The following is a 21,080-nucleotide window of genomic DNA, read 5'->3' on the forward strand; positions in this document are numbered from 1 at the left end:
ACTTCTGATTCAAACGATTTAAAATAAGGCGGGAAAATTTAAATCGATTAATAGTTTGATATTGCTGCATTTTATCCATTTTCTTCTCTTGCGTTTTAAAAAAACCGCCCGTACGGTCACCCTCAGTTCTTAACGGCACGAGCCTCAAGGGAAGGGAAAGACCATGGAGCTGTTCGGAGTCCACAACCCGGCGATAGAGCTGGCGACGATCGGTTTGGGGAGCGCAAATAGCGTTCGCTATAACTTTACGGCCGCCTCCCTCTATGAAGAATCGATTCGCCGGGGAGAGGCTGAACTCACCGCCCATGGTGCGCTGCGTGCTTTGACCGGCCAGCACACCGGCCGCTCCCCGAAGGACAAGTTTGTCGTTCGTGATGGCAACACCGATAGCCAGATCTGGTGGGACAACAACAAGCCGATGTCGCGGCAGCACTTCGCGTTGCTGAAGCAGGACATGCTCGCGCACGCTGCCGGCAAGGACCTGTTCGTTCAGGATCTCATCGGCGGTGCCGACGAAAACAATGCCTTGCCGACGCGTGTCGTTACCGAGCTTGCCTGGCATTCGCTTTTCATTCGCAACCTGCTGATCCGTCCGGAGGCCTCGGCACTTGCGACCTTCGCTCCGAAGCTGACGATCATCAACCTACCGACGTTCAAGGCCGACCCGGCCCGTTACGGTTGCCGCACTGAAACCGTCATCGCTTGCGACCTGACGAACGGCGAGGTGCTGATCGCCGGTACGTTCTACGCTGGCGAGATGAAGAAGTCGGTCTTTACCGTGCTGAACTACCTCCTTCCGGCAAAGGGCGTCATGCCGATGCACTGCTCGGCCAACGTCGGTCCTGACGGCGATGCCGCGGTCTTCTTCGGTCTCTCGGGCACCGGCAAGACGACGCTTTCCGCAGATCCGGCCCGCACGCTGATCGGCGACGACGAACACGGCTGGGGCGAGGACGGCATCTTCAACTTCGAAGGCGGCTGCTACGCCAAGACCATCCGCCTGTCGGCCGAAGCGGAACCGGAAATCTACGCGACGACGCAGCGCTTCGGCACCGTCCTTGAAAACGTCGTCCTCAACGACCAGCGCGAACCCGACTTCAACGATGGGTCGCTGACGGAAAACACGCGTTGCGCCTACCCGCTGGATTTCATTCCAAACGCCTCCAAGACCGGTCTTGCCGGTCATCCGAAGACGATCATCATGCTGACAGCCGATGCGTTCGGCGTCATGCCGCCGATCGCCAAGCTGACGCCTGATCAGGCGATGTACCACTTCCTGTCCGGTTACACGGCCAAGGTGGCAGGCACCGAGCGCGGCGTAACCGAGCCGGAAGCGACCTTCTCGACCTGCTTCGGCGCACCGTTCATGCCACGCCATCCCTCGGAATACGGTAATCTCCTGAAGGATCTCATCGGCCGTCACGGCGTCGAATGCTGGCTTGTCAACACCGGCTGGACCGGCGGCGCCTACGGCACCGGCAAGCGCATGCCGATCAAGGCGACCCGCACGCTGCTGGCCGCGGCACTCTCGGGTGACCTCGGCAAGTCGGATTTCCGCGTCGATCCGAATTTCGGCTTCGCCGTTCCTGTTACGGTGCCGGGTGTCGACACGGCTATCCTCGATCCGCGTTCCACGTGGCAGGATCCGGTCGCCTACGATGCACAGGCCAGCAAGCTGGTGACAATGTTCATCGAGAACTTCGCGAAGTTCGAAGGCCATGTCGATGGTGGGGTGCGCGATGCGGCCCCGGGGTTTCGCGCCGCCGCTGAGTGACGCGCCAAAACATTGATGATTCACGTGAAACCCGGCGGTCTCCGCTGGGTTTCTTTGTCTGTTCCCAAGGGCCGGCCGATGTGAGATAGAAATCGCATGGCCAGCGAACCCCTTTACATCAACGATCGAATCACCATCGCCGGATGGGAGTTGACCGAGCAATTTGTTCTGGCAGGCGGCCCTGGCGGGCAGAACGTCAACAAGGTTTCGACAGCCGTCCAGCTGTTCTTCAACATTCCAAACTCGCCTTCGCTCAACGAGCGCGTGAAGGGGAATGCCGTAAAGCTCGCCGGCAAGCGCCTTTCGAAGGAAGGCGTGCTGATGATCGAGGCGAGCCGCTTTCGCAGCCAGGATCGCAACCGCGAAGATGCACGCGAGCGGCTGAAGGAGCTTATTCTCGAAGCAGCAAAGCCACCGCCGCCGCCCCGCAAGAAAACCAAGCCCACAAAGGGATCGATCGAACGCCGGCTGAAAGCGAAGTCGGGTCGGTCGGAGGTAAAGAAGATGCGCGGGCGACCGCTCGGAGATTGATATGCTGAAGCTGCCGAACGGCGTCAGTCACTGCCCCGAATATCTGGACCGCCCACGGCAGCAGGCATTGGTCGAGATCATCAGGTCGATCGTGGCGGACGCACCGCTCTTCGTGCCGGTCATGCCCGGCACCGGCAAGCCGATGTCGGTTCGCATGACGAATTGTGGCCCGCTCGGCTGGGTCACCGACAAGGAACGTGGCTATCGCTACCAGTCGACCCATCCCGTGACCGGTAAACCTTGGCCGGATATGCCCGCGGAACTGCTGGAAATCTGGAACGATGTCTCCCGCTACGACAAGCCGCCAGAGGCCTGTCTCGTCAACTTCTACTCCGACGAGGCGCGCATGGGCTTGCATCAGGACAAGGACGAGCAGGATCTCGCGGCGCCTGTCGTGTCGATCTCGCTTGGGAATACGTGCCTGTTTCGCGTCGGCGGTCTCGGGCGCAACGACCGGACGCTTTCCTTCAAGCTCTCAAGCGGCGATGTCGTTGTCTTGGGAGCGGAAGGGCGCCTTTGCTTCCACGGCGTAGACAAGATCTATCCGTCGACATCGACGCTGCTGAAGAACGGTGGTCGCATCAACCTGACGCTTCGCCGGGTAACGCCCTAGAGCTTTCTCAGAGCCACCTGTTCGATCAGGTGATTATTGCCCTTGCGCAGGATCAGATCGGCCCGCGGGCGCGTCGGCAGGATGTTTTCCCGCAGGTTCTTCAGGTTGATGTTTTCCCAAAGGCCTTCGGCGATCGTCAGCGCTTCCTCCTCGCTGATCGAGGCATAGCGGTGGAAGAAGGAATGGGGATCGCGAAACGCTGTTTCACGCAGTCGCATGAATCGCGCCACATACCAATCATGAATTCGGCTTTCATCCGCATCGATGTAAATCGAGAAATCGAAGAAGTCGGAAACCATCGGCACGATCTTGCCGCCGGCCGGCAGATCACGCGACTGCAGGACGTTGATGCCCTCGAAGATCAGAATATCGGGCCGGTCGACGATCTTGTATTCGTTCGGCAGCACGTCATAGACCAGATGGGAATAGGACGGCGCCTTGACGTTCGGCTGGCCCGCCTTGATCGCCGCCAGGAAACGCAGGATCGCGCCGGTATCGTAGCTCTCGGGAAAGCCCTTGCGCTGCATCAGGTTTTCACGCTGCAGCACGGCGTTCGGATGCAGGAAGCCGTCGGTGGTCACAAGGTCCACCTTCGGGCTGGATGGCCACCGCGTCAAAAGTTCCTTCAGGATACGGGCCGTGGTGGATTTGCCGACGGCAACCGAACCCGCGATTCCGATCACGAACGGCGTCTTTGCCACGTCGGAGAGGCTGAGGAAGCGGTTGCGCTGCTCGAAAAGCAGCTGCGACGATTCCACATGTGCCGAAAGCAAGCGCGAAAGCGACAGATAGATCCGCCGCACTTCATCGAGGTCGATCGGGTCGCCCATGGAGCGTAGCCGCTTGACCTCGTCGCCTTTCAGCGTGAGCGGCGTATCGGCACGGAAGCGCGCCCATTCCTCGGAAGAAAAGAAGTGGTAGGGCGAATAGGCATTCGCCTGAAAATGATCGAGCGTCTCGGGCGCTCCGATGAGCTGTCTTGCGATACTCATGAACTTTGCCGGCTCGCTTTTTCTTTCAGGCCGGATTGAGCGGTACGGCGCTCAAGCTCCGCCATCACACTTTGCAACGGAATGCCCGCGACCTTCAATACGACCAATAGGTGATAGAGCAGGTCGGCGGCTTCATAGGTGAGGTTTTCGCGATCGTCGGTGATCGCGGCCATCACGGCCTCGATCGCCTCTTCGCCGAGCTTTTTCGCGGCTTTCGGCTGGCCTGCAACAACGAGTTTTGCCGTCCAGGATTCATCCGGGGAGGCCTTCGACCGGGCATCGACGATCTTTTCGAGGTCGGCGAGGGTGAATTCGCTCATGATTCTGCTTCCCACTCAATCCAGACGCATGTCGATGCCGCAAGACGACATATAGCGCTTCGCTTCCCCGACGGAATAGGTGCCGAAGTGGAAGATCGAAGCGGCCAGCACAGCGTTGGCATGTCCCTGTTTGACGCCCGCCACGAGATCATCGAGATCGCCGACGCCGCCCGAGGCGATCACAGGCACCCGAACCGAATCCGCGATAGCGCGCGTCAGGTCGAGATCGTAGCCGACCTTGGTCCCGTCCCGATCCATCGAGGTAACAAGCAGTTCGCCGGCCCCACGTTCGACCATCCTCCGAGCAAAATCCACGGCGTCGATGCCGGTCGCGTTGCGGCCGCCGTGCGTGTAGATCTCCCAGGCGCTGACGTCGCCCTGGGCGGGCGTGGTCCGCCTCTTGGCGTCGATCGAGACGACGATGCATTGGTCACCGAACTTGTCGGCGGCTTCCGCAACGAAATCGGGGTTGTTGACGGCCGCCGAGTTGATCGAGACCTTGTCCGCGCCACAGAGCAGCAGCTTGCGGATGTCAGCAATCGTGCGAACGCCACCACCGACGGTAACGGGCATGAAGCACTGCTCGGCAGTACGCGCGACGACATCGAAGATCGTTTCACGATTGTCCGAGGATGCGGTGATGTCGAGAAAGCAGAGTTCGTCAGCACCAGCAGCATCATAAGCCTTGGCAGCCTCGACCGGATCTCCGGCATCGACGAGGTTGACGAAATTGACGCCCTTGACGACGCGGCCGTCCTTGACGTCGAGGCAGGGAATGACGCGAGCCTTGAGGGTCATTGTACAGTCTCCTTTGCGCGTGCGGCCGAAATCAGCGCCAGCGCCTCTGCAGGGTCGATGCGTCCATCATAGAGCGCGCGACCGGAAATCGCACCCTCGAGCTTGCGTGCGTCGGGTTGCAGCATCCGTTTCACGTCGTTGATCGAAGCAAGGCCGCCGGACGCGATGACCGGGATTGACACGGCTTCGGCAAGCTCGAGCGTCGAAGCCCAGTTGATGCCGGCAAGGATGCCGTCGCGGTCGATGTCGGTGTAGATGATCGCGGCAACGCCGGCGCCTTCGAAAGTTTTCGCGAGTTCGATGACACCGAGCTCGGAGGCTTCGGCCCAGCCTTCGACTGCGACCTTGCCGCCCTTGGCATCGATGCCAACGGCAACGCGGCCGGGAAACGTTTTGCAGGCTTCGATCACGAGCGCTGGATCGCGCACCGCGATGGTCCCGAGAATAACCCGGGCGAGGCCACGCGACAGCCAGTTTTCGATATGGTCGAGCGTGCGAATGCCGCCGCCAAGCTGAACCGGGTTCTTCGTTGCCTTCAGGATCGCATCGACTGCGGCGCCATTGACGCTTTCGCCTGCGAAGGCGCCGTTGAGATCAACGACGTGCAGCCATTCAAAGCCTTGATCTTCAAAGGCCTTCGCCTGCGCGCCGGGATCCGGATTGTAGACGGTCGCCTGTTCCATATCGCCGAGCTTGAGGCGGACGCACTGGCCATCCTTGAGGTCGATTGCAGGAAATAGGATCATTCTGTCAGTCCTTGCAGTGCGCGAGCTCAGGGCTTCCAGCGCAGGAAATTGGCAATCAGGGCGAGGCCGAGCTTCTGGCTCTTTTCAGGATGGAACTGGGCTCCGGCCATGTTGTCGCGACCGACGAAAGCGGTGACCGGACCGCCGTAATCGGCCGTCGCGATCACGTCGCCAGGGTTTTTCGTCGCCAGATGGTAGGAATGCACGAAATAGGCATGCAGCCCGTTCGGTCCGGTCGGAATGCCGTCGAACAGCGGGTGAGGGGATTTCAGATCGAGCGTATTCCAGCCGATCTGCGGGATCTTCAGATTGGCATCATCAGGGGTCATTTCAACGACATCGCCGGGAATCCAGCCGAAGCCATCGGTGACGGTCTTCTCGAGACCGCGCGACGACATCAGCTGCATGCCGACACAAATGCCGAGGAACGGCCGGGCCTTTTTCTCGACTACATCGATCAATGCCTCCGACATGCCGGAAACCGCATAGAGCCCACGGCGGCAGTCGGCATAGGCGCCCACGCCCGGCAACACGATGCGATCAGCTGTCGCGACAGCCTCTGCCTTGTCGGTCAGGTCAATCACGGCGTCGATGCCGGCTTCCCGCGCAGCGCGTTCGAAGGCCTTCGTCGCCGAACGCAGATTGCCGGAGCCGTAGTCTATAATTGCGACGCGCATTCAGCGTCCTCCATCAAAACCAAAGAGACCGAGCGAAGTGGCGTTGCCGTGTCGCGGCGCATGGGCTGCAGGATCCCATTGCGGCGAGGGCGCCGGTCGGCTCTCGCCGGCATCGGTCGGGACATTCGAAAAGTAGATTTCCTCCGCGGTCCCAAGGGAATCGGCCGAAACGAGATCGGCTTCGCCCCAACCTTTCGCGACCAGATTGCCGGCGCGCAAATTCTGACCCTCGAGCGCTACCAGCAGACTGGTGCCGAAAGTAATTGCGACGCCGACTGGCCAGAGGTCGGCCCGGTCGGCCAACGCGCCGCCGAGGCTTTGCAGGAGAAATGCCGCGATGGCGTAGAGCCACAGCCGGTGGAAGGCGAGCCATATCCAGGGGAAGAGAAACCCGAGCACGGTAAAACCGTCGCGAATGAAGCGCGTCTTCTCGTGGTTGGTGTCCGTTCCGCCAGGCGCAGTCAGAACCAGATAGCTGGAAGTCATGTCGTCAAGCTCCCTCAGGGGGCTCAGACGAGCGTGCCCTTCGTCGAGGGAACACGGCCCGCCTGTCTCGGATCGATCTCTGTCGCCGTACGCAGCGCGCGGGCAACGGCCTTGAAGCATGTCTCTGCAATATGGTGGTTGTTGGCACCATAGTGGTTGAAAATATGCAAGGTGATGCCGGCGTTCTGGGCAAGCGCCTGGAAGAATTCGCGAACGAGTTCGGTGTCGAACGTGCCGATCTTCGGCGCGCTAAAGGCGACGTTCCAGACAAGGAAGGGACGACCGGAGAGGTCGACGGCCGCCTTTGTCATCGTCTCGTCCATGGCGAGATCGATCGATGCGTAGCGCGTGATGCCGCGGCGGTCGCCGAGCGCCTTGGCAATCGCCTGGCCGATCGCGATGCCGGTGTCTTCCACCGTATGGTGATCGTCAATGTGCAGGTCGCCTTTGGTCTCGATCTCCATATCGATCAGCGAATGTCGTGACAGCTGGTCGAGCATATGGTCGAAGAAGCCGACGCCAGTCGAAATCTTCGACTTCCCGGTGCCGTCGAGATTGACGGAAACGGAAACCGAAGTCTCGTTCGTCTTGCGGGACACGGTACCCGTGCGGCTTGCTGCGGTCTCGGCCATATGGCTGCTCCATCGGGAAATACGGGGGTTCCTTATCAGGCAAGCCGGGAAATATCCAGAACCGCGGCGGCAGAAAACGACGCCATTTGCAATCGGCTTTCACGCACTTACATAGGGCTCGACAGGGCCGGCGTTCGGCCCGACGCAACGAGCCCGGCAGACGGGCAAAGGTTTAGTAGATGACAACGATTGTTACAGTTCGAAAGGGCGGCAAGGTCATCATGGCCGGCGATGGTCAGGTGAGCCTCGGCCAGACCGTGATGAAGGGCAACGCCCGCAAGGTGCGGCGCATCGGCAAGGGCGAGGTCATTGCCGGTTTCGCAGGCGCCACCGCGGATGCCTTCACGCTTCTCGAACGCCTCGAAAAGAAGCTCGAACAATATCCCGGTCAGCTGATGCGCGCCGCCGTCGAACTCGCCAAGGACTGGCGTACGGACAAGTATCTCCGCAATCTCGAAGCGATGATGCTCGTCGCCGACAAAACGGTGACACTGGCGATCACGGGCAACGGCGACGTTCTCGAGCCCGAGCACGGCGCCATGGCGATCGGTTCGGGCGGCAACTATGCGCTCGCCGCGGCCCGCGCCCTGATGGACACGGACAAGTCGGCCGAAGAGGTTGCGCGCCGCGCCCTCGATATTGCCGCCGATATCTGCGTCTACACGAACCATAACGTGGTGGTGGAAACCCTGGATGCCGAGAGCTGAGCACGCCCCGAACTACCGTTTCCGCGACATCGGCCGTGAGGATTTTGGCCTCGTGGCCAAGTGGCTGGCAGAGCCGCATGTCGCGAAATGGTGGGGCGCGCCCGACACAGAGCTTGCAGCGATCGAAGAGGCGATGGAAAGCGTCGAGACAAGACCGATGATCGTGGAAATGGACGGGCAGCCGATCGGCTACCTGCAAAGCTATGATCCTCATCTGGAAGACGGCCATCCCTATCAGGACCAGCCGAAAGGCACGCTGGGCGTTGATATCTCGATTGGCATTCCGGAGCTTGTAGGCAAGGGTCACGGTACCGCGATCATCCGCCAGCTTGCGTCCGAACTCTTCGCCAATGGCGCCAGGCGCATCGTGATCGATCCCGATCCCGAGAACCGCCAGGCGATCAGGGCTTACGAAAAAGCAGGCTTCCACTACGTCGATACACGAACTTCCATTTACGGTCCGGCCCATTTCATGGCGCTGGACGCACCCGGAGTAACGGACAGATGACCACATTTTCCCCCCGCGAGATCGTTTCCGAGCTCGACCGCTTCATTATCGGCCAGCATGAGGCCAAGCGTGCCGTGGCAATCGCGTTGCGCAATCGTTGGCGCCGCCACCAGCTCGATCCCGATCTGCGCGACGAGGTGATGCCGAAGAATATCCTGATGATCGGCCCGACCGGCGTCGGCAAGACGGAAATTTCCCGCCGTCTCGCCAAGCTCGCCGGCGCGCCGTTCATCAAGGTCGAAGCCACGAAGTTTACCGAAGTCGGCTATGTCGGCCGCGATGTCGAACAGATCATCCGCGACCTCGTCGAGGTTGGCATCGGGCTCGCCCGCGAGAAGAAGCGGAGCGAAGTGCAAGCCAAGGCGCATATGAGCGCGGAAGAACGTGTTCTCGATGCGCTCGTTGGTGCCACGGCCTCGCCGGCGACCCGTGACAGCTTCCGCAAGAAGCTGCGCAGCGGCGAGCTTGACGACAAGGAGATCGATATCGAGATCGCCGACACCGGCACCGGGATGGGCGGCTTCGACATTCCCGGCATGCAGGGTGCCAATATCGGCGTGCTCAATCTCTCTGAAATGTTCGGCAAGGCCATGGGCGGTCGCACCAAGAAGGTCCGGACGACCGTCAAGGCGTCCTACACCGATCTGATCCGCGACGAGTCCGACAAGCTGATCGACAATGAGGTCATCCAGCGTGAGGCGGTCCGCGCCGTCGAGAATGACGGCATCGTCTTCCTCGACGAGATCGACAAGATTGCCGCTCGCGACGGCGGCATGGGTGCCGGCGTTTCGCGCGAAGGCGTGCAGCGCGATCTGCTTCCGCTGGTCGAAGGCACGACAGTGTCAACGAAGTACGGCCCGGTGAAAACGGATCACGTCCTTTTCATCGCCTCCGGTGCTTTTCACGTCTCCAAGCCGTCCGATCTGCTGCCGGAACTTCAGGGCCGTCTGCCGATCCGCGTCGAGCTGCGCCCGCTCACCAAGGAAGATTTCCGCCGTATCCTGACGGAGACCGAGGCGAGCCTCATCAGGCAGTACAAGGCTCTCATGGAAACTGAAGGCCTCAGCCTCGAATTTACTGACGATGGCATCGATTCCCTGGCGGACGTTGCTGTTCATTTGAATTCGTCCGTTGAAAACATCGGCGCCCGCCGCCTGCAGACGGTGATGGAACGTGTTCTGGACGAAATCTCCTTTAATGCCCCGGATCGCGGCGGCTCAAGCGTGACGATCGACGCCGACTATGTCCGCAAGCATGTCGGCGATCTGGCGCAAAACACCGATCTGTCACGCTTCATCCTGTGATGGACAAGCATCGGGGCGCGTCTTACTGATGTGATGCCACGATTTTGACAGCTTCAACTCTCGACAGCGGGCCTTTTACTTTTTAGTGAAAGGCCCGTTTTGTTGTCGGCGCCAGCATTATTCGGCCAAGATTGTGGTCCAGTCAGCGCGCTTCGCGACATTGCCATGAATCGATGGGAACGCTGATCGTGCGACGCCTTCTGACAAGCCTTATGATTGCTGCTGCCGTGCTGACGTCGGCGCCTGCCTTCGCCATGCAGGTGGTGCCGCCGGGCAACCGTCACGTCGAGCAGCCGGATATTCCGGGTGCCTCGGTTCGCCGCACCAAGGGCACGAAGAGCTCGTTCGATCGCAAGTATGACAAAGTCCATGACCTCCTGGCGTCCGATCACGAGTTGATGGCCAAGATCAAAAAGGTGTCGGCCGCTTACGGCATCGATCCGATCCATGTGATCGGCGCGATCGTCGGCGAGCATACCTATAATGTCGACGCCTATGACCGCTTGCAGTCCTACTACGTGAAGGCTGCGTCCTACGCGGGTGAGAGCTTCCGCTTCGCCTACAACGGCGAGGATGTGGATGACTTCGTCAGGCGGCCGCAATTTGCCGAATGCAACGGCAAGGGCGATTCCTACACGCTGTGGAGCTGCCGCGAAGATATCTGGGACAGCGACTTCCGCGGCAAGACCGTCGATGGCAAGGGCTACCCGAACAACCGCTTCAGCGCAGTCTTCTTCCAGCCTTTCTACGCCGGCCAGACCTTCGGTCTTGGGCAGATCAACCCGCTGACCGCCCTGATGTTGACCGATCTGGTCTCCAAGGTCTCGGGCTACGAGAAGCTGAACGAGAAGGACGCCGGTTCCGTTTACAAGGCGATCATGCAGCCGGATATCTCACTCGCCTTTGTTGCTGCCTCCATCCGGCGGTCGATCGACGACTATAAGCAGATCGCCGACATGGATATCTCGAAGAACCCGGGACTGACCGCGACGCTCTACAATGTTGGCAATTCGCGCCAGCGCGCGGCGGCTCTCGCTGCCAAGAACCGTGCTTCCGGTGAAACCGTCTGGCCGGAAGAAAACTATTACGGCTGGCTAGTCAACGACAAGCTGGACGAGCTGGAGCGTCTGCTCTAGCTTTCGCCTTGCCGGGAGAGCCTAGATCTCCTGCGAAAAGGCTGAATTCTGATGGACATGCGTCCGGATCCCTTCGTACCGCCCGCACCGTTACCTCGTACGGTGCCGCCGAGCCGTCTTCAGATAATTCGAACCATTCTGCGCAACCCGTTGGAGCTCTGGGGCGAGCCCTCCTACACGCTGCCGTGGATTCAGACACGATTCTTTCGCGAAAGAACCCTGATCGTCAACGATCCCGGCCTGATCCGTCATGTTCTCGTCGATAACGCCGCGAACTACCGCATGTCGGATATTCGCCAGCTTATTTTGCGTCCGATCCTGCGCGACGGGCTGCTGACGGCGGAGGGGGATGTCTGGAAGCGCTCTCGAAAGGCGGTGGCGCCGGTTTTCACCCCTCGTCACGCAAACGGTTTCGCCGGGCAAATGCTGCGCCAGTCCGAAGATTATGCGAGGAAATACGAAGCAGCCGGCAGTGACGGCAAGGTCTTCGAGATTGCCGCCGACATGACGGAGCTGACCTTCGCCATTCTTGCCGATACGCTGTTTTCGGGCGAGATCGTCACCTCCTCCGACAGCTTTGCCGACGACGTAAACGCCCTGCTGCATCGCATGGGCCGCGTTGATCCGATGGACCTGCTGCGCGCCCCGTCTTGGGTTCCGCGCGTCACGCGTATCGGCGGGCAGAAAGTGCTCGACAAATTCCGCAACATCGTGCGCCAGACCATGGATGCCCGGCTCGCGCGTATGCAGGCCGATCGAGTCTCCGCACCGGACGACTTTCTGACCTTGCTCCTTGATCAGGCTGAGACCGGCGGACTGACGAACGACGAAATAGAGGACAATATCCTCACCTTTATCGGCGCCGGCCACGAGACGACGGCACGCGCACTTGCCTGGACGCTTTATTGCGTGGCCAACACGCCGCACATCCGCGGGGCGATGGAGGAGGAAATCGATCGCGTTCTGGCCCAGGATGTCGAACCGGTGAAGTGGCTCGATCTGATGCCCTATACGCGTGCCGCCTTCGAGGAGGCGCTTCGGCTTTATCCACCGGCGCCGTCCATCAATCGTGCCGCCATCACCGCCGATCGCTGGACCGACGCGAAAGGAGAAACGGTGGAGATCGAGGCGGGTGTCACCGTCCTCATCATGCCGTGGACGCTGCATCGCCACGAACTCTATTGGGAAAAGCCGCGCGCCTACATCCCGGAGCGGTTCCTGCCGGAGAACCGTGGCAGCATCGGGCGCTTCCAGTTCCTGCCGTTCGGTGCCGGGCCGCGTGTCTGTATCGGCGCGACCTTTGCGCTGCAGGAGGCTGTCATCGCTCTCGCCGTGCTGATGCGCCGTTTCCGCTTCGATGTGACAGACCAGACCAATCCGTGGCCGGTGCAGAAACTAACGACACAGCCGCAAAACGGTCTGCCGATGATCGTCACGCCGAGATATGTTCCTGAACGGACATAAATCTTTAGAACTATTGCATAATTGACTATGAATGAAAGCCGGGCAAAGTGGCAGCATGCAAAACCCCGTGTGGGTCTAAGGAGATATTGAATGAGCCGCATCGATAAAAACGGTCTTGCTGTTGAGGCCGTCCTTCATGATTTCTTGGTCAAGGAAGCGCTGCCCGGCTTGAAGATCGATGCCGAAAAGTTTTTTACCGATTTCTCGGCGATCGTTCACGATCTGGCGCCGCGCAATCGCGAACTGCTCGCAAAGCGTGATACACTCCAGCTCCGCATCGATGACTGGTACCGCCAGCATGGTGCGCCGACCGATATCGAAGCCTATCAGGTGTTTCTGCGCGACATCGGCTATATCCTGCCGGAAGGCTCGGATTTCCACGTCACGACGACCAACGTCGATCCGGAAATCGCCTCGATCGCCGGCCCTCAGCTCGTCGTTCCCGTCATGAATGCGCGCTACGCGCTCAACGCCGCCAATGCCCGCTGGGGCTCGCTCTACGATGCACTCTACGGCACGGATGCGATTTCCGAGACAGACGGCGCCGGGAAGGGCAAGGGTTACAATCCAAAGCGCGGCGAAAGGGTTATTGCCTGGGCTCGCGATTTCCTTGACACGGCCGCGCCGCTAGATGGCTGGAGCTGGAAGGATGTTGCGACCTTTGCTGTCAAGAACGGGGCTCTCGCGATCACCTCGACCGACGGCGAGCATGTTTTGCTGACCGATCCAGCGCATTTTGCCGGCTATCAGGGCGATGCCGCGGCGCCGTCTCACATCCTGTTGAAGAACAACGGCATCCATGTCGACATCGTCATCGATGCCTCGACCGCCATTGGCAAGAGCGACCCGGCCCATATTTCCGACCTCTGGCTGGAATCGGCAATCACGACGATTATGGACTGCGAGGACTCTGTCGCAGCCGTCGATGCCGAAGACAAGGTCGTCGTCTATCGCAACTGGCTTGGCCTCATGAAGGGCGATCTTCAGGAGGAAGTGTCGAAGGGCGGCTCGAGTTTCATTCGCAAACTCAATCCTGATCTGCAGTACAGCGGTCCGTCAGGCGCGCCGTTCGAAGTGCATCGCCGCTCGCTCATGCTGGTTCGCAACGTCGGCCACCTGATGACGAATCCGGCTATCCTTGATCGCGACGGCAATGAAGTGCCCGAAGGGATCATGGACGCAATGATTACGGGCATGATTGCCCTTTACGACGTCGGCCCGAACGGCCGCCGCAAGAATTCCCGCGCCGGTTCGGTTTATGTGGTCAAGCCGAAGATGCACGGTCCCGAGGAAGTTGCCTTCGCCGCCGAGATCTTCTCGCGCGTCGAAGATGCCCTGGGCATGGCGCGCAACACGATCAAGATGGGCATCATGGACGAGGAACGACGCACTACGGTCAACCTCAAGGAATGCATCCGCGCCGCCCGCGAACGCGTCGTCTTTATCAACACCGGCTTCCTCGACCGCACCGGCGATGAGATCCATACGTCGATGGAAGCCGGGCCGATGATTCGCAAGGGCGACATGAAGCAGGCCGCCTGGATCGGCGCCTACGAAAACTGGAATGTCGATATCGGTCTCGAATGCGGCCTTTCCGGCCACGCACAGATCGGCAAGGGTATGTGGGCCATGCCAGATCTGATGGCGGCGATGCTCGAGCAGAAGATCGCGCACCCGAAAGCCGGCGCCAATACCGCCTGGGTTCCGTCGCCGACCGCCGCGACGCTGCACGCCACCCATTATCACCGCGTCAATGTCGCCCGCGTCCAGCAGGGCTTGAAGGATCGCGCCCGCGCCAAGCTTTCCGACATCCTCTCGGTGCCTGTTGCTATCAGGCCGAATTGGACGCCGGAGGAAATCCAGCGCGAACTCGACAACAATGCCCAGGGCATTCTGGGTTACGTTGTCCGTTGGGTCAATCAGGGCGTCGGCTGCTCCAAGGTGCCGGACATCAACGATGTCGGCCTGATGGAAGACCGTGCGACGCTGCGCATCTCCGCCCAGCACATGGCCAACTGGCTGCATCACAAGGTGACAAGCGAAGAGCAGATCGTCGAGACAATGAAGCGCATGGCCGCGATCGTCGACCAGCAGAATGCATCCGATCCAGCCTACGCGGCGATGGCCGCCGATTTCGACGGTTCGATCGCCTTCCAGGCGGCACTCGATCTTGTCCTGAAGGGTAGGGTGCAGCCGAACGGTTATACCGAGCCGGTCCTCCATCGTCGCCGCCTCGAACTGAAGGCCAAGCAGACGATCTGACAAGGACAAATCAATGGAAAAGGCCGCCGGAACAATGTTTCGGCGGCCTTTTTAATGCCCATTTTCAGCTTACTGGATAACGATGACCTTCGAGGTCGTCTTGCCCGGGCGTACGCGGCTGTAGAGATCGATGACGTCCTGGTTCATCAGACGAATGCAGCCAGAGGAGGCAGCGGTGCCGATCGAAGCCCATTCCGGCGTACCGTGCAGGCGGAAGAGGGTATCCTGACCCTTTTCGTTGAAGAGATACATGGCGCGCGCGCCGAGCGGGTTGCTGAGGCCGGGGCCCATACCCTCCTCGACATACTTGGCGACCTCGGGCTTGCGCTCGGCCATTTCCTTCGGCGGATGCCAGGTCGGCCATTCCTGCTTCCATGCGACGTAGGCCGTACCCGCCCATGCGAAGCCCTGCTTGCCGACGCCGATGCCGTAACGCATCGCCTTGCCGCCGGGCAGGATGTAATAGAGGAAGCGTTCGCGGGTGTTGACGATGATCGTGCCCGGGCGCTCGGTGGTTTCGTAGGAGACGATCTGGCGGCGGAACTGCGGCTTGACCCTCTGGATCGGGATCGCCGGCAGCGAATATCCGGCATCCGTCGTCACGCCATAGGCGTCGTCGAAGATCTGCGCGGTCTGAACGGTCGGCCCCGGCGCGACCTTGTCTTCGACGGAAGCGCTCTCGATAGTCGAGGAGCAACCGGCCAGAGCGAGCGTCGCCATCAGGCCGAATACAGGAAATGCATTGCGGATGCGCATGGATGTCTCTTAGGAAATGGGCAAGGGGAGAACGGTCTTTTGAACCATCTTTGATTATGGTTTATTTTCGATTAACTTTGCCTTTGCAAGCTGTTGCAGTGCGGCAAAACCAATACGCAGCGGCAAATTAGAAGCGCATGGTTTTTTTGCAACAACGCGCGCGCCAGACCGACGGTTATCCATGACGATTTTGAGCGTTTACAATAACAATCCGTTAATAGACGGACGACAGTCGGACAGAGCTATGCTGGTCCGCCGCGGGACTCAGATTTTACTTCATGAGATGCGTCACGCCGTATTGCCGGAGCTGTCGCTTGCCAGCGGACGACGGGCGGACTTGATCACGATTTCGGAGAAGGGCGAGATCTGGATCATCGAGATCAAGACCTCGGTGGAGGACTTCCGCGTCGACCACAAATGGCCGGACTATCGCCTCCATTGCGATCGACTATTCTTCGCCACCCACAAGGATGTTCCGCTCGATATCTTCCCGGAGGATTGCGGCTTGTTTCTATCGGATGGCTACGGGGCGCATATGATCCGCGAGGCACCAGAGCATCGCCTTGCGCCAGCGACGCGAAAATCCGTGACGCTTAATTTCACTCGCGCAGCCGCCCAGCGCCTGCTGATGGCCGAATGGGCAAACGGCAAGCCGTTTGAGGTCGACGATATCTGACGCTACTTCGGCGCACGCTTGGCAAGGATCCGTTGCAGCGTGCGGCGATGCATGTTGAGCCGCCGTGCAGTCTCCGAAACATTGCGCTCGCACATCTCATAAACCCGCTGGATATGCTCCCAGCGCACACGGTCGGCCGACATCGGGTTCTCCGGCAGTTCCGCCTTCTCGCCGGCGCGCTGGGTGAGGGCGGCGTAAACGTCGTCGGCGTCGGCGGGCTTCGCCAGGTAGTCGACGGCGCCAAGTTTCACGGCCGTAACAGCGGTCGCAATATTTCCGTACCCCGTCAGGACGATGATCCGGGTGTCATCCCGGCGCTGGCGGATGGCTTCGATCACATCCAACCCGTTGCCGTCGCCAAGTCGCAGGTCAACCACTGCGTATTTGGGCGGATGGCTCTTTGATTTGGCAACGCCCTCCGCGACCGATTCCGCAGTCTCAACCTTGAAGCCACGTGTCTCCATCGCGCGCGCCAGTCGGCGCAGGAACGGGCCATCGTCATCGACGATCAGAAGGCTGGCATCCGGACCAATATGATCCGCATCTGCGAGGGAGGAGTCGTGGTCAAGCTCGTTCATGTTCGTCAATCCCGGCAGCTGCCTGCCTGATAAAAGTCAAATGTCCCGCATTTCATTAAGCCGATAGCGTCATTTTGTCGAATTTGCATCGATCAGCATGCGCGGCCATTCGACACGCACCCGCGCTCCAGCCGTCTCGGGCATACGGTTCTCGAACACCAGCGACGCGCCCGATCGTTCCAGGAGAGTCTTGGCGATGAAGAGACCGAGCCCCAAACCACCCGCCCGGTCTTCCCGCTGCCTCTTGGTCACATAGGGCTCGCCAATCCGGGTCAGGATATCGGGGGAATAACCGTCGCCGTCGTCCTCTACCGTGATGCGAACTTTTCTCACATCATGCTCGACGGTCACGATCACCTTGTCGCGCGCGTAATCGACAGCGTTTTCGATCAAATTGCCGAGCCCGTACATGATGCCGGCGTTGCGGTCGGTCACTGGCTCGCCCTTGCGCGGGCTCTTCTCGACTAGTTCGAGTTTGATCCCGAATTCCCTGTGAGGCGCCACGATCTCTTCCATCATTGACGACAAAGGCAGCCGCCGGAGATGAGCTTCGCCTTCCGCGGAAAGCGTTGCCAGCCGCCGCAGGATGTCGCGGCACCGCTCGCTCTGGCTGCGCAACAGTTGCACATCCTCGCGAAAGCGGTCGTCATTCTTCAGTTCGCGCTCCATTTCCTTGGCAACGACGCTGATGGTGGCGAGTGGCGTTCCCAGTTCGTGTGCTGCGGCGGCGGCAAGACCGTCGAGTTGAGAAAGGTGCTTCTCGCGCTGCAGCACCAACTCGGTGGCCGCCAGCGCATCGGCCAGCTGGCTCGCCTCCATGGAGACCCGGTATGCATAGAAAGCGGCAAAAGCCATGGTCGATGCGATCGAACACCAGACACCGAACTGCATCACGGTATGGACGTTGATCTCGACCCCATCGAACCACGGCAAGGGAAAGGGGGAAAAGGCGAGGATGGTGATGCAGACCATCGCGATCAGAATAAGCACGGTGCTGAAGCGGATCGGCTGCGATGCGAAGGAAATGATGACGGGAACGCAGACGAGGGCAGCAAAGGGATTGGCCAGGCCGCCGGTGATGAAGAGCAGTGCGCAGAGCTGCAGAAGGTCGAAGCCGAGCAGCACGAAGGCCGCGCCGGGATAGAGCCGGTGTGTCGGCGGATAGCGGATCATCAGGTAGAAATTGACCGCCGCCAGGGCTGCGATCAGCGCGGCGCAGGCACCAAGTGGAAGCGGAAACTTGAGCCAGAAGGCAACGATGAACACGGTCACGGCCTGGCCGCCCACGGCGAGCCATCGCAGCCGCACCAACGTTTGAAGTCTCAGGCGCCTGCTGCTGTGCCTGTCTTCTTCCGGCGAACTCACGACATTATCGACCATCTGATATCCCCATGGGCCATGCTAGGGCTCATGTACCACGCGGCTTCGCCCGTGTCGTCGGCATGGCCTCTTCCGGTCGTTCGGGCCAGGGATGCTTGGGATAGCGGCCGCGCATCTCGGCCCGAACATCTTTCCAAGATCCCGCCCAGAATCCGGGCAGATCACGCGTCGTCTGGATCGGCCGATGCGCCGGCGAGGTCAGCTCGAGAAGCAGCGGTAGCCGCCCGCCGCCGATCGCCGGATGCTGCTTAAGACCAAACAGCTCCTGCACACGGATTGTCAGAGCAGGCTCCTCGCCGTCATATTGGATCGGATGCCGCTGTCCGGTCGGCGCTTCGAAATGTGTCGGGGCGAGGCGGGAAAGATCGCGCTGCAGGTCGTGCGGGATCAGCGCCAACAACCCGTTCGAAAGACCGGATGAGGAAATGTCGGAAATCCCTCGGGCATCCATCTGGTAGGGAATGAACCACTCGTCCAGCCGCGCAAGCAGTGCCGCGTCGCTCACATCAGGCCAAGGATCGCCGATGCTGCGATGAAGAAAGCCGATGCGTTCGCGAAGCTGGATGGCTTCCTTGGAAAATGGCAGCAGTTCCAGCCCCAGCTCGCGCACGCCTTCCGCCAGCGCGCGGCTGACGGCTTCACCGGCCGGACGCGGCAGCGGCGTCTCGTCGAAGACAATGGCGCCGAGCCGTGTCGCTCGCCTGGCTCTCACCTGCCGGCTCTGCCGGTCGAAGAAGATCTGATCGCCGGTCGAAATGGCGTCGGGCAGGTCCTCCTCGATGTCGGCGCGTGAGATCTCGGCTGCCGACAGAACGCGCCCTTGCGCGGCCCGACCCGTCAAATCTGCGATGACGAGCATCGGGCTGCCGGCGAGCCGTTCGGTCTCCGGCAGTTCGGCGCCGCGCCCGTTCGCCATCAGGAAGCGGCCTCTGCCGCCGCGCTGCAGTGCGATGCGGTCCGGAAAGGCGTGCAGCAACAGCCGTCCCGTCTGGCTCGGTTCCGTTGCTTTGGCGACATCGAGACCCTTGGCCAATCGAGCCGCTAGCTGACGCGCGCCTTCGACGCGATCGCCACGCTCCGAGCGAAAGCGCCGCATCCGCTCTTCGAGGTCTATACTGGGGCCTCCGAGCCCCTGTTCGGTCAGCAGCACCGCAAGCTCCGCTGCATCTCTTGCATGCCCCGTCTCGCCTGCCGAAATCACCATGGCGGCCAGACGCGGTGGCAGGGCAAGATCGCGCATCATCTTTCCGCGCCGCGTCAATGCACCTTCCTTGTCGAGTGCACCGAGCTGAAATAGCAGCGTGCGTGCTTCGGAAAGCGTCGTCTCCGGCGGCTGATCGACGAAGGAGAGCGAACGCGTGTCGTGAACGCCCCAATGCGCCAAGTCGAGGACAAGCCCGGAGAGATCGCTGGAGAGTATTTGTGGCGGTGTAAATGCCGGCAGTGCGGCAGTCTGTCCCTGGTGCCACAGGCGGATGGCGATACCCGGCTCGGTTCGCCCGGCGCGCCCGGCGCGCTGGTCCGCCGAGGCGCGCGACACGCGCACCGTCTCTAGCCGTGTGATGCTGGTCGACGCCTCGAACACCGGTAGCCGCTGCAGACCGCTGTCGATAACAATCCGCACACCGTCGATGGTGATTGATGTCTCGGCGATCGAGGTGGCGAGCACGATCTTGCGCGTTCCTGGCTCGGCCGGCCGGATCGCCGCGTCCTGTTCCCGCTGTGTGAGATTGCCGTAGAGCGGAGCGATCAGTGTCTGTGACCCGAAGCGCCCTTCGAGCCGCTCGGCGGTGCGCGCGATTTCTGCTTGGCCGGGCAGGAAGGCAAGGATCGATCCGCCTTCGCTGGCGTGCGCGTTGGTGACGGCGCGCGCCATCGTTTCTTCGATGCGCTCGCCTGCAGGTCGATCCTGATAGCGGATATCGATCGGAAAGCTGCGCCCCATGCTTTCGACGAGCGGAGGTTGGTCCAGGAGTGTCATGATGCGCGCGACGTCGAGCGTCGCTGACATCACCAGCACGCGCAGGTCTTCGCGCAAAGCGGATTGTACGTCCAGCGCCAGCGCCAGTCCGAAGTCGGCGTCGAGCGAACGCTCGTGGAACTCATCGAAGATCACCGTCGACACGCCCGACAGTTCCGGATCGTCGAGGATCATGCGTGCGAACACGCCTTCCGTGACCACCTCGATGCGGGTCTTGCCCGATATTCTGGTGTCGAGGCGCATGCGATAGCCGACGGTCTCACCTACGGCCTCACCGAGCAACGATGCCATACGGCCTGCCGCCGCCCTGGCAGCTAGACGCCGCGGCTCGAGAAGCACGATCTTGCCATCGCCACGCCAATCCTGATCAAGCAGATAAAGGGGAACAAGCGTAGTCTTGCCGGCGCCGGGAGGGGCAGACAGCACCGCGCGGCGCTGTGCGGCGAGCGCCGCGCCGATATCCGGGAGAACGTCTGAGATCGGAAGGTCCGGAAAAGTCATGCGGGTCACGTGCGCGTCTTCATCTCATAAGCGTGGGAGGGGCGCATTTCGTCAGGATCGGCATGCGGTTATTCCCCGGGTTGCATCGCTTGTGAACCTACTGACACCGCGCCTTTGCGCAAGTCGTCTCTCTTCAGGGCTCACCACAGAGGTAAGAGAGATGGATTCTGCAGCTGAAAATGGAAACCGCGCCAAAAGCACAGCTGGGAGTCGCCGTTCCGGTGCCGTGAGAATGGCCAAAACCGCACCTCCAGAAAA

The 21,080-nt window shown here is 60.7% G+C and carries 21 protein-coding genes; 10 read left to right on the forward strand and 11 right to left on the reverse strand.

Annotation, left to right across the window (positions count from 1 at the left end):
• Nucleotides 1–163 precede the first annotated feature (163 nt).
• From RGCCGE502_RS24455 to RGCCGE502_RS24465, 3 genes are all read left to right on the forward strand, one after another.
• Nucleotides 164–1,774: a phosphoenolpyruvate carboxykinase gene (locus RGCCGE502_RS24455; RefSeq protein WP_016556885.1), complete on the forward strand. Its 1,611-nt coding sequence runs from the start codon at nt 164–166 to the stop codon at nt 1,772–1,774.
• Nucleotides 1,775–1,870: 96 nt separating this feature from the next.
• On the forward strand, nt 1,871–2,305 hold the full coding sequence (arfB, locus tag RGCCGE502_RS24460; protein WP_016556886.1) for an alternative ribosome rescue aminoacyl-tRNA hydrolase ArfB: 435 nt from the start codon (nt 1,871–1,873) through the stop codon (nt 2,303–2,305).
• A 1-nt stretch (nt 2,306) separates the two neighbouring features.
• Nucleotides 2,307–2,918, forward strand: a complete 612-nt coding sequence (locus RGCCGE502_RS24465; RefSeq protein ID WP_016556887.1) for an alpha-ketoglutarate-dependent dioxygenase AlkB family protein — start codon at nt 2,307–2,309, stop codon at nt 2,916–2,918.
• On the opposite strand, the gene coaA is transcribed toward RGCCGE502_RS24465, so the two are convergent.
• From coaA to hisB, 7 genes are read right to left on the reverse strand one after another with little or no spacing between them, the layout of a single operon-like run.
• Nucleotides 2,915–3,910 carry a type I pantothenate kinase gene (gene coaA / locus RGCCGE502_RS24470; RefSeq protein WP_016556888.1) on the reverse strand — a complete coding sequence of 332 codons (996 nt, stop codon included), beginning with the start codon at nt 3,908–3,910 and terminating at the stop codon, nt 2,915–2,917. The genes RGCCGE502_RS24465 and coaA overlap by 4 nt on opposite strands.
• A complete protein-coding gene (locus tag RGCCGE502_RS24475; RefSeq protein ID WP_016556889.1) occupies nt 3,907–4,230 on the reverse strand; it encodes a phosphoribosyl-ATP diphosphatase in 324 nt (107 codons plus the stop codon). The genes coaA and RGCCGE502_RS24475 overlap by 4 nt, the downstream gene beginning before the upstream one ends.
• A 15-nt stretch (nt 4,231–4,245) precedes the next feature.
• Complete coding sequence (gene hisF / locus RGCCGE502_RS24480; RefSeq protein ID WP_016556890.1) at nt 4,246–5,028, reverse strand: imidazole glycerol phosphate synthase subunit HisF; 783 nt, start codon at nt 5,026–5,028, stop codon at nt 4,246–4,248.
• Entirely contained in the window at nt 5,025–5,774 is a 750-nt protein-coding gene (gene hisA, locus RGCCGE502_RS24485) for a 1-(5-phosphoribosyl)-5-[(5-phosphoribosylamino)methylideneamino]imidazole-4-carboxamide isomerase (protein WP_016556891.1), read from the reverse strand. The genes hisF and hisA overlap by 4 nt, the downstream gene beginning before the upstream one ends.
• A 26-nt stretch (nt 5,775–5,800) precedes the next feature.
• Nucleotides 5,801–6,451 carry an imidazole glycerol phosphate synthase subunit HisH gene (gene hisH / locus RGCCGE502_RS24490; protein ID WP_016556892.1) on the reverse strand — a complete coding sequence of 217 codons (651 nt, stop codon included), beginning with the start codon at nt 6,449–6,451 and terminating at the stop codon, nt 5,801–5,803.
• On the reverse strand, nt 6,452–6,937 hold the full coding sequence (locus RGCCGE502_RS24495) for a DUF2628 domain-containing protein (RefSeq protein ID WP_016556893.1): 486 nt from the start codon (nt 6,935–6,937) through the stop codon (nt 6,452–6,454).
• Between the two features lie 23 nt (nt 6,938–6,960).
• The gene (gene hisB, locus RGCCGE502_RS24500) at nt 6,961–7,569 is read right to left on the reverse strand and encodes an imidazoleglycerol-phosphate dehydratase HisB (protein ID WP_016556894.1); all 609 of its coding nucleotides are present in this window, start codon (nt 7,567–7,569) and stop codon (nt 6,961–6,963) included.
• Between the two features lie 179 nt (nt 7,570–7,748).
• On the opposite strand from hisB, the gene hslV reads away from it, so the two are divergent.
• The 6 genes from hslV to RGCCGE502_RS24530 all read left to right on the forward strand — a co-directional run bounded on the left by hslV (nt 7,749) and on the right by RGCCGE502_RS24530 (nt 14,950).
• Complete coding sequence (gene hslV, locus RGCCGE502_RS24505) at nt 7,749–8,276, forward strand: ATP-dependent protease subunit HslV (protein ID WP_016556895.1); 528 nt, start codon at nt 7,749–7,751, stop codon at nt 8,274–8,276.
• Nucleotides 8,263–8,784, forward strand: a complete 522-nt coding sequence (locus tag RGCCGE502_RS24510) for a GNAT family N-acetyltransferase (RefSeq protein WP_016556896.1) — start codon at nt 8,263–8,265, stop codon at nt 8,782–8,784. The genes hslV and RGCCGE502_RS24510 overlap by 14 nt, the downstream gene beginning before the upstream one ends.
• Nucleotides 8,781–10,088: an ATP-dependent protease ATPase subunit HslU gene (gene hslU / locus RGCCGE502_RS24515; protein WP_016556897.1), complete on the forward strand. Its 1,308-nt coding sequence runs from the start codon at nt 8,781–8,783 to the stop codon at nt 10,086–10,088. Before RGCCGE502_RS24510 ends, hslU begins: the two co-directional genes overlap by 4 nt.
• Before the next feature lie 188 nt (nt 10,089–10,276).
• Nucleotides 10,277–11,224, forward strand: coding sequence for a DUF1402 family protein (locus tag RGCCGE502_RS24520; RefSeq protein ID WP_016556898.1), 948 nt, complete (start codon nt 10,277–10,279; stop codon nt 11,222–11,224).
• A gap of 51 nt (nt 11,225–11,275) precedes the next feature.
• Nucleotides 11,276–12,688 carry a cytochrome P450 gene (locus RGCCGE502_RS24525; protein WP_016556899.1) on the forward strand — a complete coding sequence of 471 codons (1,413 nt, stop codon included), beginning with the start codon at nt 11,276–11,278 and terminating at the stop codon, nt 12,686–12,688.
• 90 nt (nt 12,689–12,778) lie between these two features.
• Nucleotides 12,779–14,950, forward strand: coding sequence for a malate synthase G (locus RGCCGE502_RS24530; RefSeq protein WP_016556900.1), 2,172 nt, complete (start codon nt 12,779–12,781; stop codon nt 14,948–14,950).
• A gap of 69 nt (nt 14,951–15,019) precedes the next feature.
• Here the strand turns inward: RGCCGE502_RS24530 and RGCCGE502_RS24535 are convergent, their stop codons facing one another.
• On the reverse strand, nt 15,020–15,706 hold the full coding sequence (locus RGCCGE502_RS24535) for a L,D-transpeptidase (protein ID WP_016556901.1): 687 nt from the start codon (nt 15,704–15,706) through the stop codon (nt 15,020–15,022).
• A 181-nt stretch (nt 15,707–15,887) separates the two neighbouring features.
• Here RGCCGE502_RS24535 and RGCCGE502_RS24540 point away from each other — a divergent pair, with 181 nt between their 5' ends.
• Nucleotides 15,888–16,382, forward strand: a complete 495-nt coding sequence (locus RGCCGE502_RS24540) for an MmcB family DNA repair protein (protein WP_016556902.1) — start codon at nt 15,888–15,890, stop codon at nt 16,380–16,382.
• Nucleotides 16,383–16,384: 2 nt separating this feature from the next.
• Here RGCCGE502_RS24540 and RGCCGE502_RS24545 read toward each other — a convergent pair whose 3' ends face one another.
• From RGCCGE502_RS24545 to hrpB, 3 genes are all read right to left on the reverse strand, one after another.
• Entirely contained in the window at nt 16,385–16,960 is a 576-nt protein-coding gene (locus tag RGCCGE502_RS24545; RefSeq protein ID WP_016556903.1) for an ActR/PrrA/RegA family redox response regulator transcription factor, read from the reverse strand.
• 69 nt (nt 16,961–17,029) lie between these two features.
• Complete coding sequence (locus RGCCGE502_RS24550; protein WP_016556904.1) at nt 17,030–18,340, reverse strand: ActS/PrrB/RegB family redox-sensitive histidine kinase; 1,311 nt, start codon at nt 18,338–18,340, stop codon at nt 17,030–17,032.
• Between the two features lie 28 nt (nt 18,341–18,368).
• Nucleotides 18,369–20,822 (reverse strand): ATP-dependent helicase HrpB, encoded by a 2,454-nt coding sequence (gene hrpB / locus RGCCGE502_RS24555; protein WP_016556905.1) that lies wholly within the window; start codon nt 20,820–20,822, stop codon nt 18,369–18,371.
• Nucleotides 20,823–21,080 lie beyond the last annotated feature (258 nt).

This window comes from Rhizobium grahamii CCGE 502 (genome assembly GCF_000298315.2).
Taxonomy (GTDB): Bacteria; Pseudomonadota; Alphaproteobacteria; order Rhizobiales; family Rhizobiaceae; genus Rhizobium; species Rhizobium grahamii.

Coding starts and splice junctions, on each gene's coding strand:
- RGCCGE502_RS24455 (WP_016556885.1), top strand. CDS start 164: ATGGAGCTGTTCGGAGTCCACAACCCGGCGATAGAGCTGGCGACGATC.
- arfB (WP_016556886.1), top strand. CDS start 1,871: ATGGCCAGCGAACCCCTTTACATCAACGATCGAATCACCATCGCCGGA.
- RGCCGE502_RS24465 (WP_016556887.1), top strand. CDS start 2,307: ATGCTGAAGCTGCCGAACGGCGTCAGTCACTGCCCCGAATATCTGGAC.
- coaA (WP_016556888.1), bottom strand. CDS start 3,910: ATGAGTATCGCAAGACAGCTCATCGGAGCGCCCGAGACGCTCGATCAT.
- RGCCGE502_RS24475 (WP_016556889.1), bottom strand. CDS start 4,230: ATGAGCGAATTCACCCTCGCCGACCTCGAAAAGATCGTCGATGCCCGG.
- hisF (WP_016556890.1), bottom strand. CDS start 5,028: ATGACCCTCAAGGCTCGCGTCATTCCCTGCCTCGACGTCAAGGACGGC.
- hisA (WP_016556891.1), bottom strand. CDS start 5,774: ATGATCCTATTTCCTGCAATCGACCTCAAGGATGGCCAGTGCGTCCGC.
- hisH (WP_016556892.1), bottom strand. CDS start 6,451: ATGCGCGTCGCAATTATAGACTACGGCTCCGGCAATCTGCGTTCGGCG.
- RGCCGE502_RS24495 (WP_016556893.1), bottom strand. CDS start 6,937: ATGACTTCCAGCTATCTGGTTCTGACTGCGCCTGGCGGAACGGACACC.
- hisB (WP_016556894.1), bottom strand. CDS start 7,569: ATGGCCGAGACCGCAGCAAGCCGCACGGGTACCGTGTCCCGCAAGACG.
- hslV (WP_016556895.1), top strand. CDS start 7,749: ATGACAACGATTGTTACAGTTCGAAAGGGCGGCAAGGTCATCATGGCC.
- RGCCGE502_RS24510 (WP_016556896.1), top strand. CDS start 8,263: ATGCCGAGAGCTGAGCACGCCCCGAACTACCGTTTCCGCGACATCGGC.
- hslU (WP_016556897.1), top strand. CDS start 8,781: ATGACCACATTTTCCCCCCGCGAGATCGTTTCCGAGCTCGACCGCTTC.
- RGCCGE502_RS24525 (WP_016556899.1), top strand. CDS start 11,276: ATGGACATGCGTCCGGATCCCTTCGTACCGCCCGCACCGTTACCTCGT.
- RGCCGE502_RS24530 (WP_016556900.1), top strand. CDS start 12,779: ATGAGCCGCATCGATAAAAACGGTCTTGCTGTTGAGGCCGTCCTTCAT.
- RGCCGE502_RS24535 (WP_016556901.1), bottom strand. CDS start 15,706: ATGCGCATCCGCAATGCATTTCCTGTATTCGGCCTGATGGCGACGCTC.
- RGCCGE502_RS24540 (WP_016556902.1), top strand. CDS start 15,888: ATGACGATTTTGAGCGTTTACAATAACAATCCGTTAATAGACGGACGA.
- RGCCGE502_RS24545 (WP_016556903.1), bottom strand. CDS start 16,960: ATGAACGAGCTTGACCACGACTCCTCCCTCGCAGATGCGGATCATATT.
- RGCCGE502_RS24550 (WP_016556904.1), bottom strand. CDS start 18,340: ATGGTCGATAATGTCGTGAGTTCGCCGGAAGAAGACAGGCACAGCAGC.
- hrpB (WP_016556905.1), bottom strand. CDS start 20,822: ATGACTTTTCCGGACCTTCCGATCTCAGACGTTCTCCCGGATATCGGC.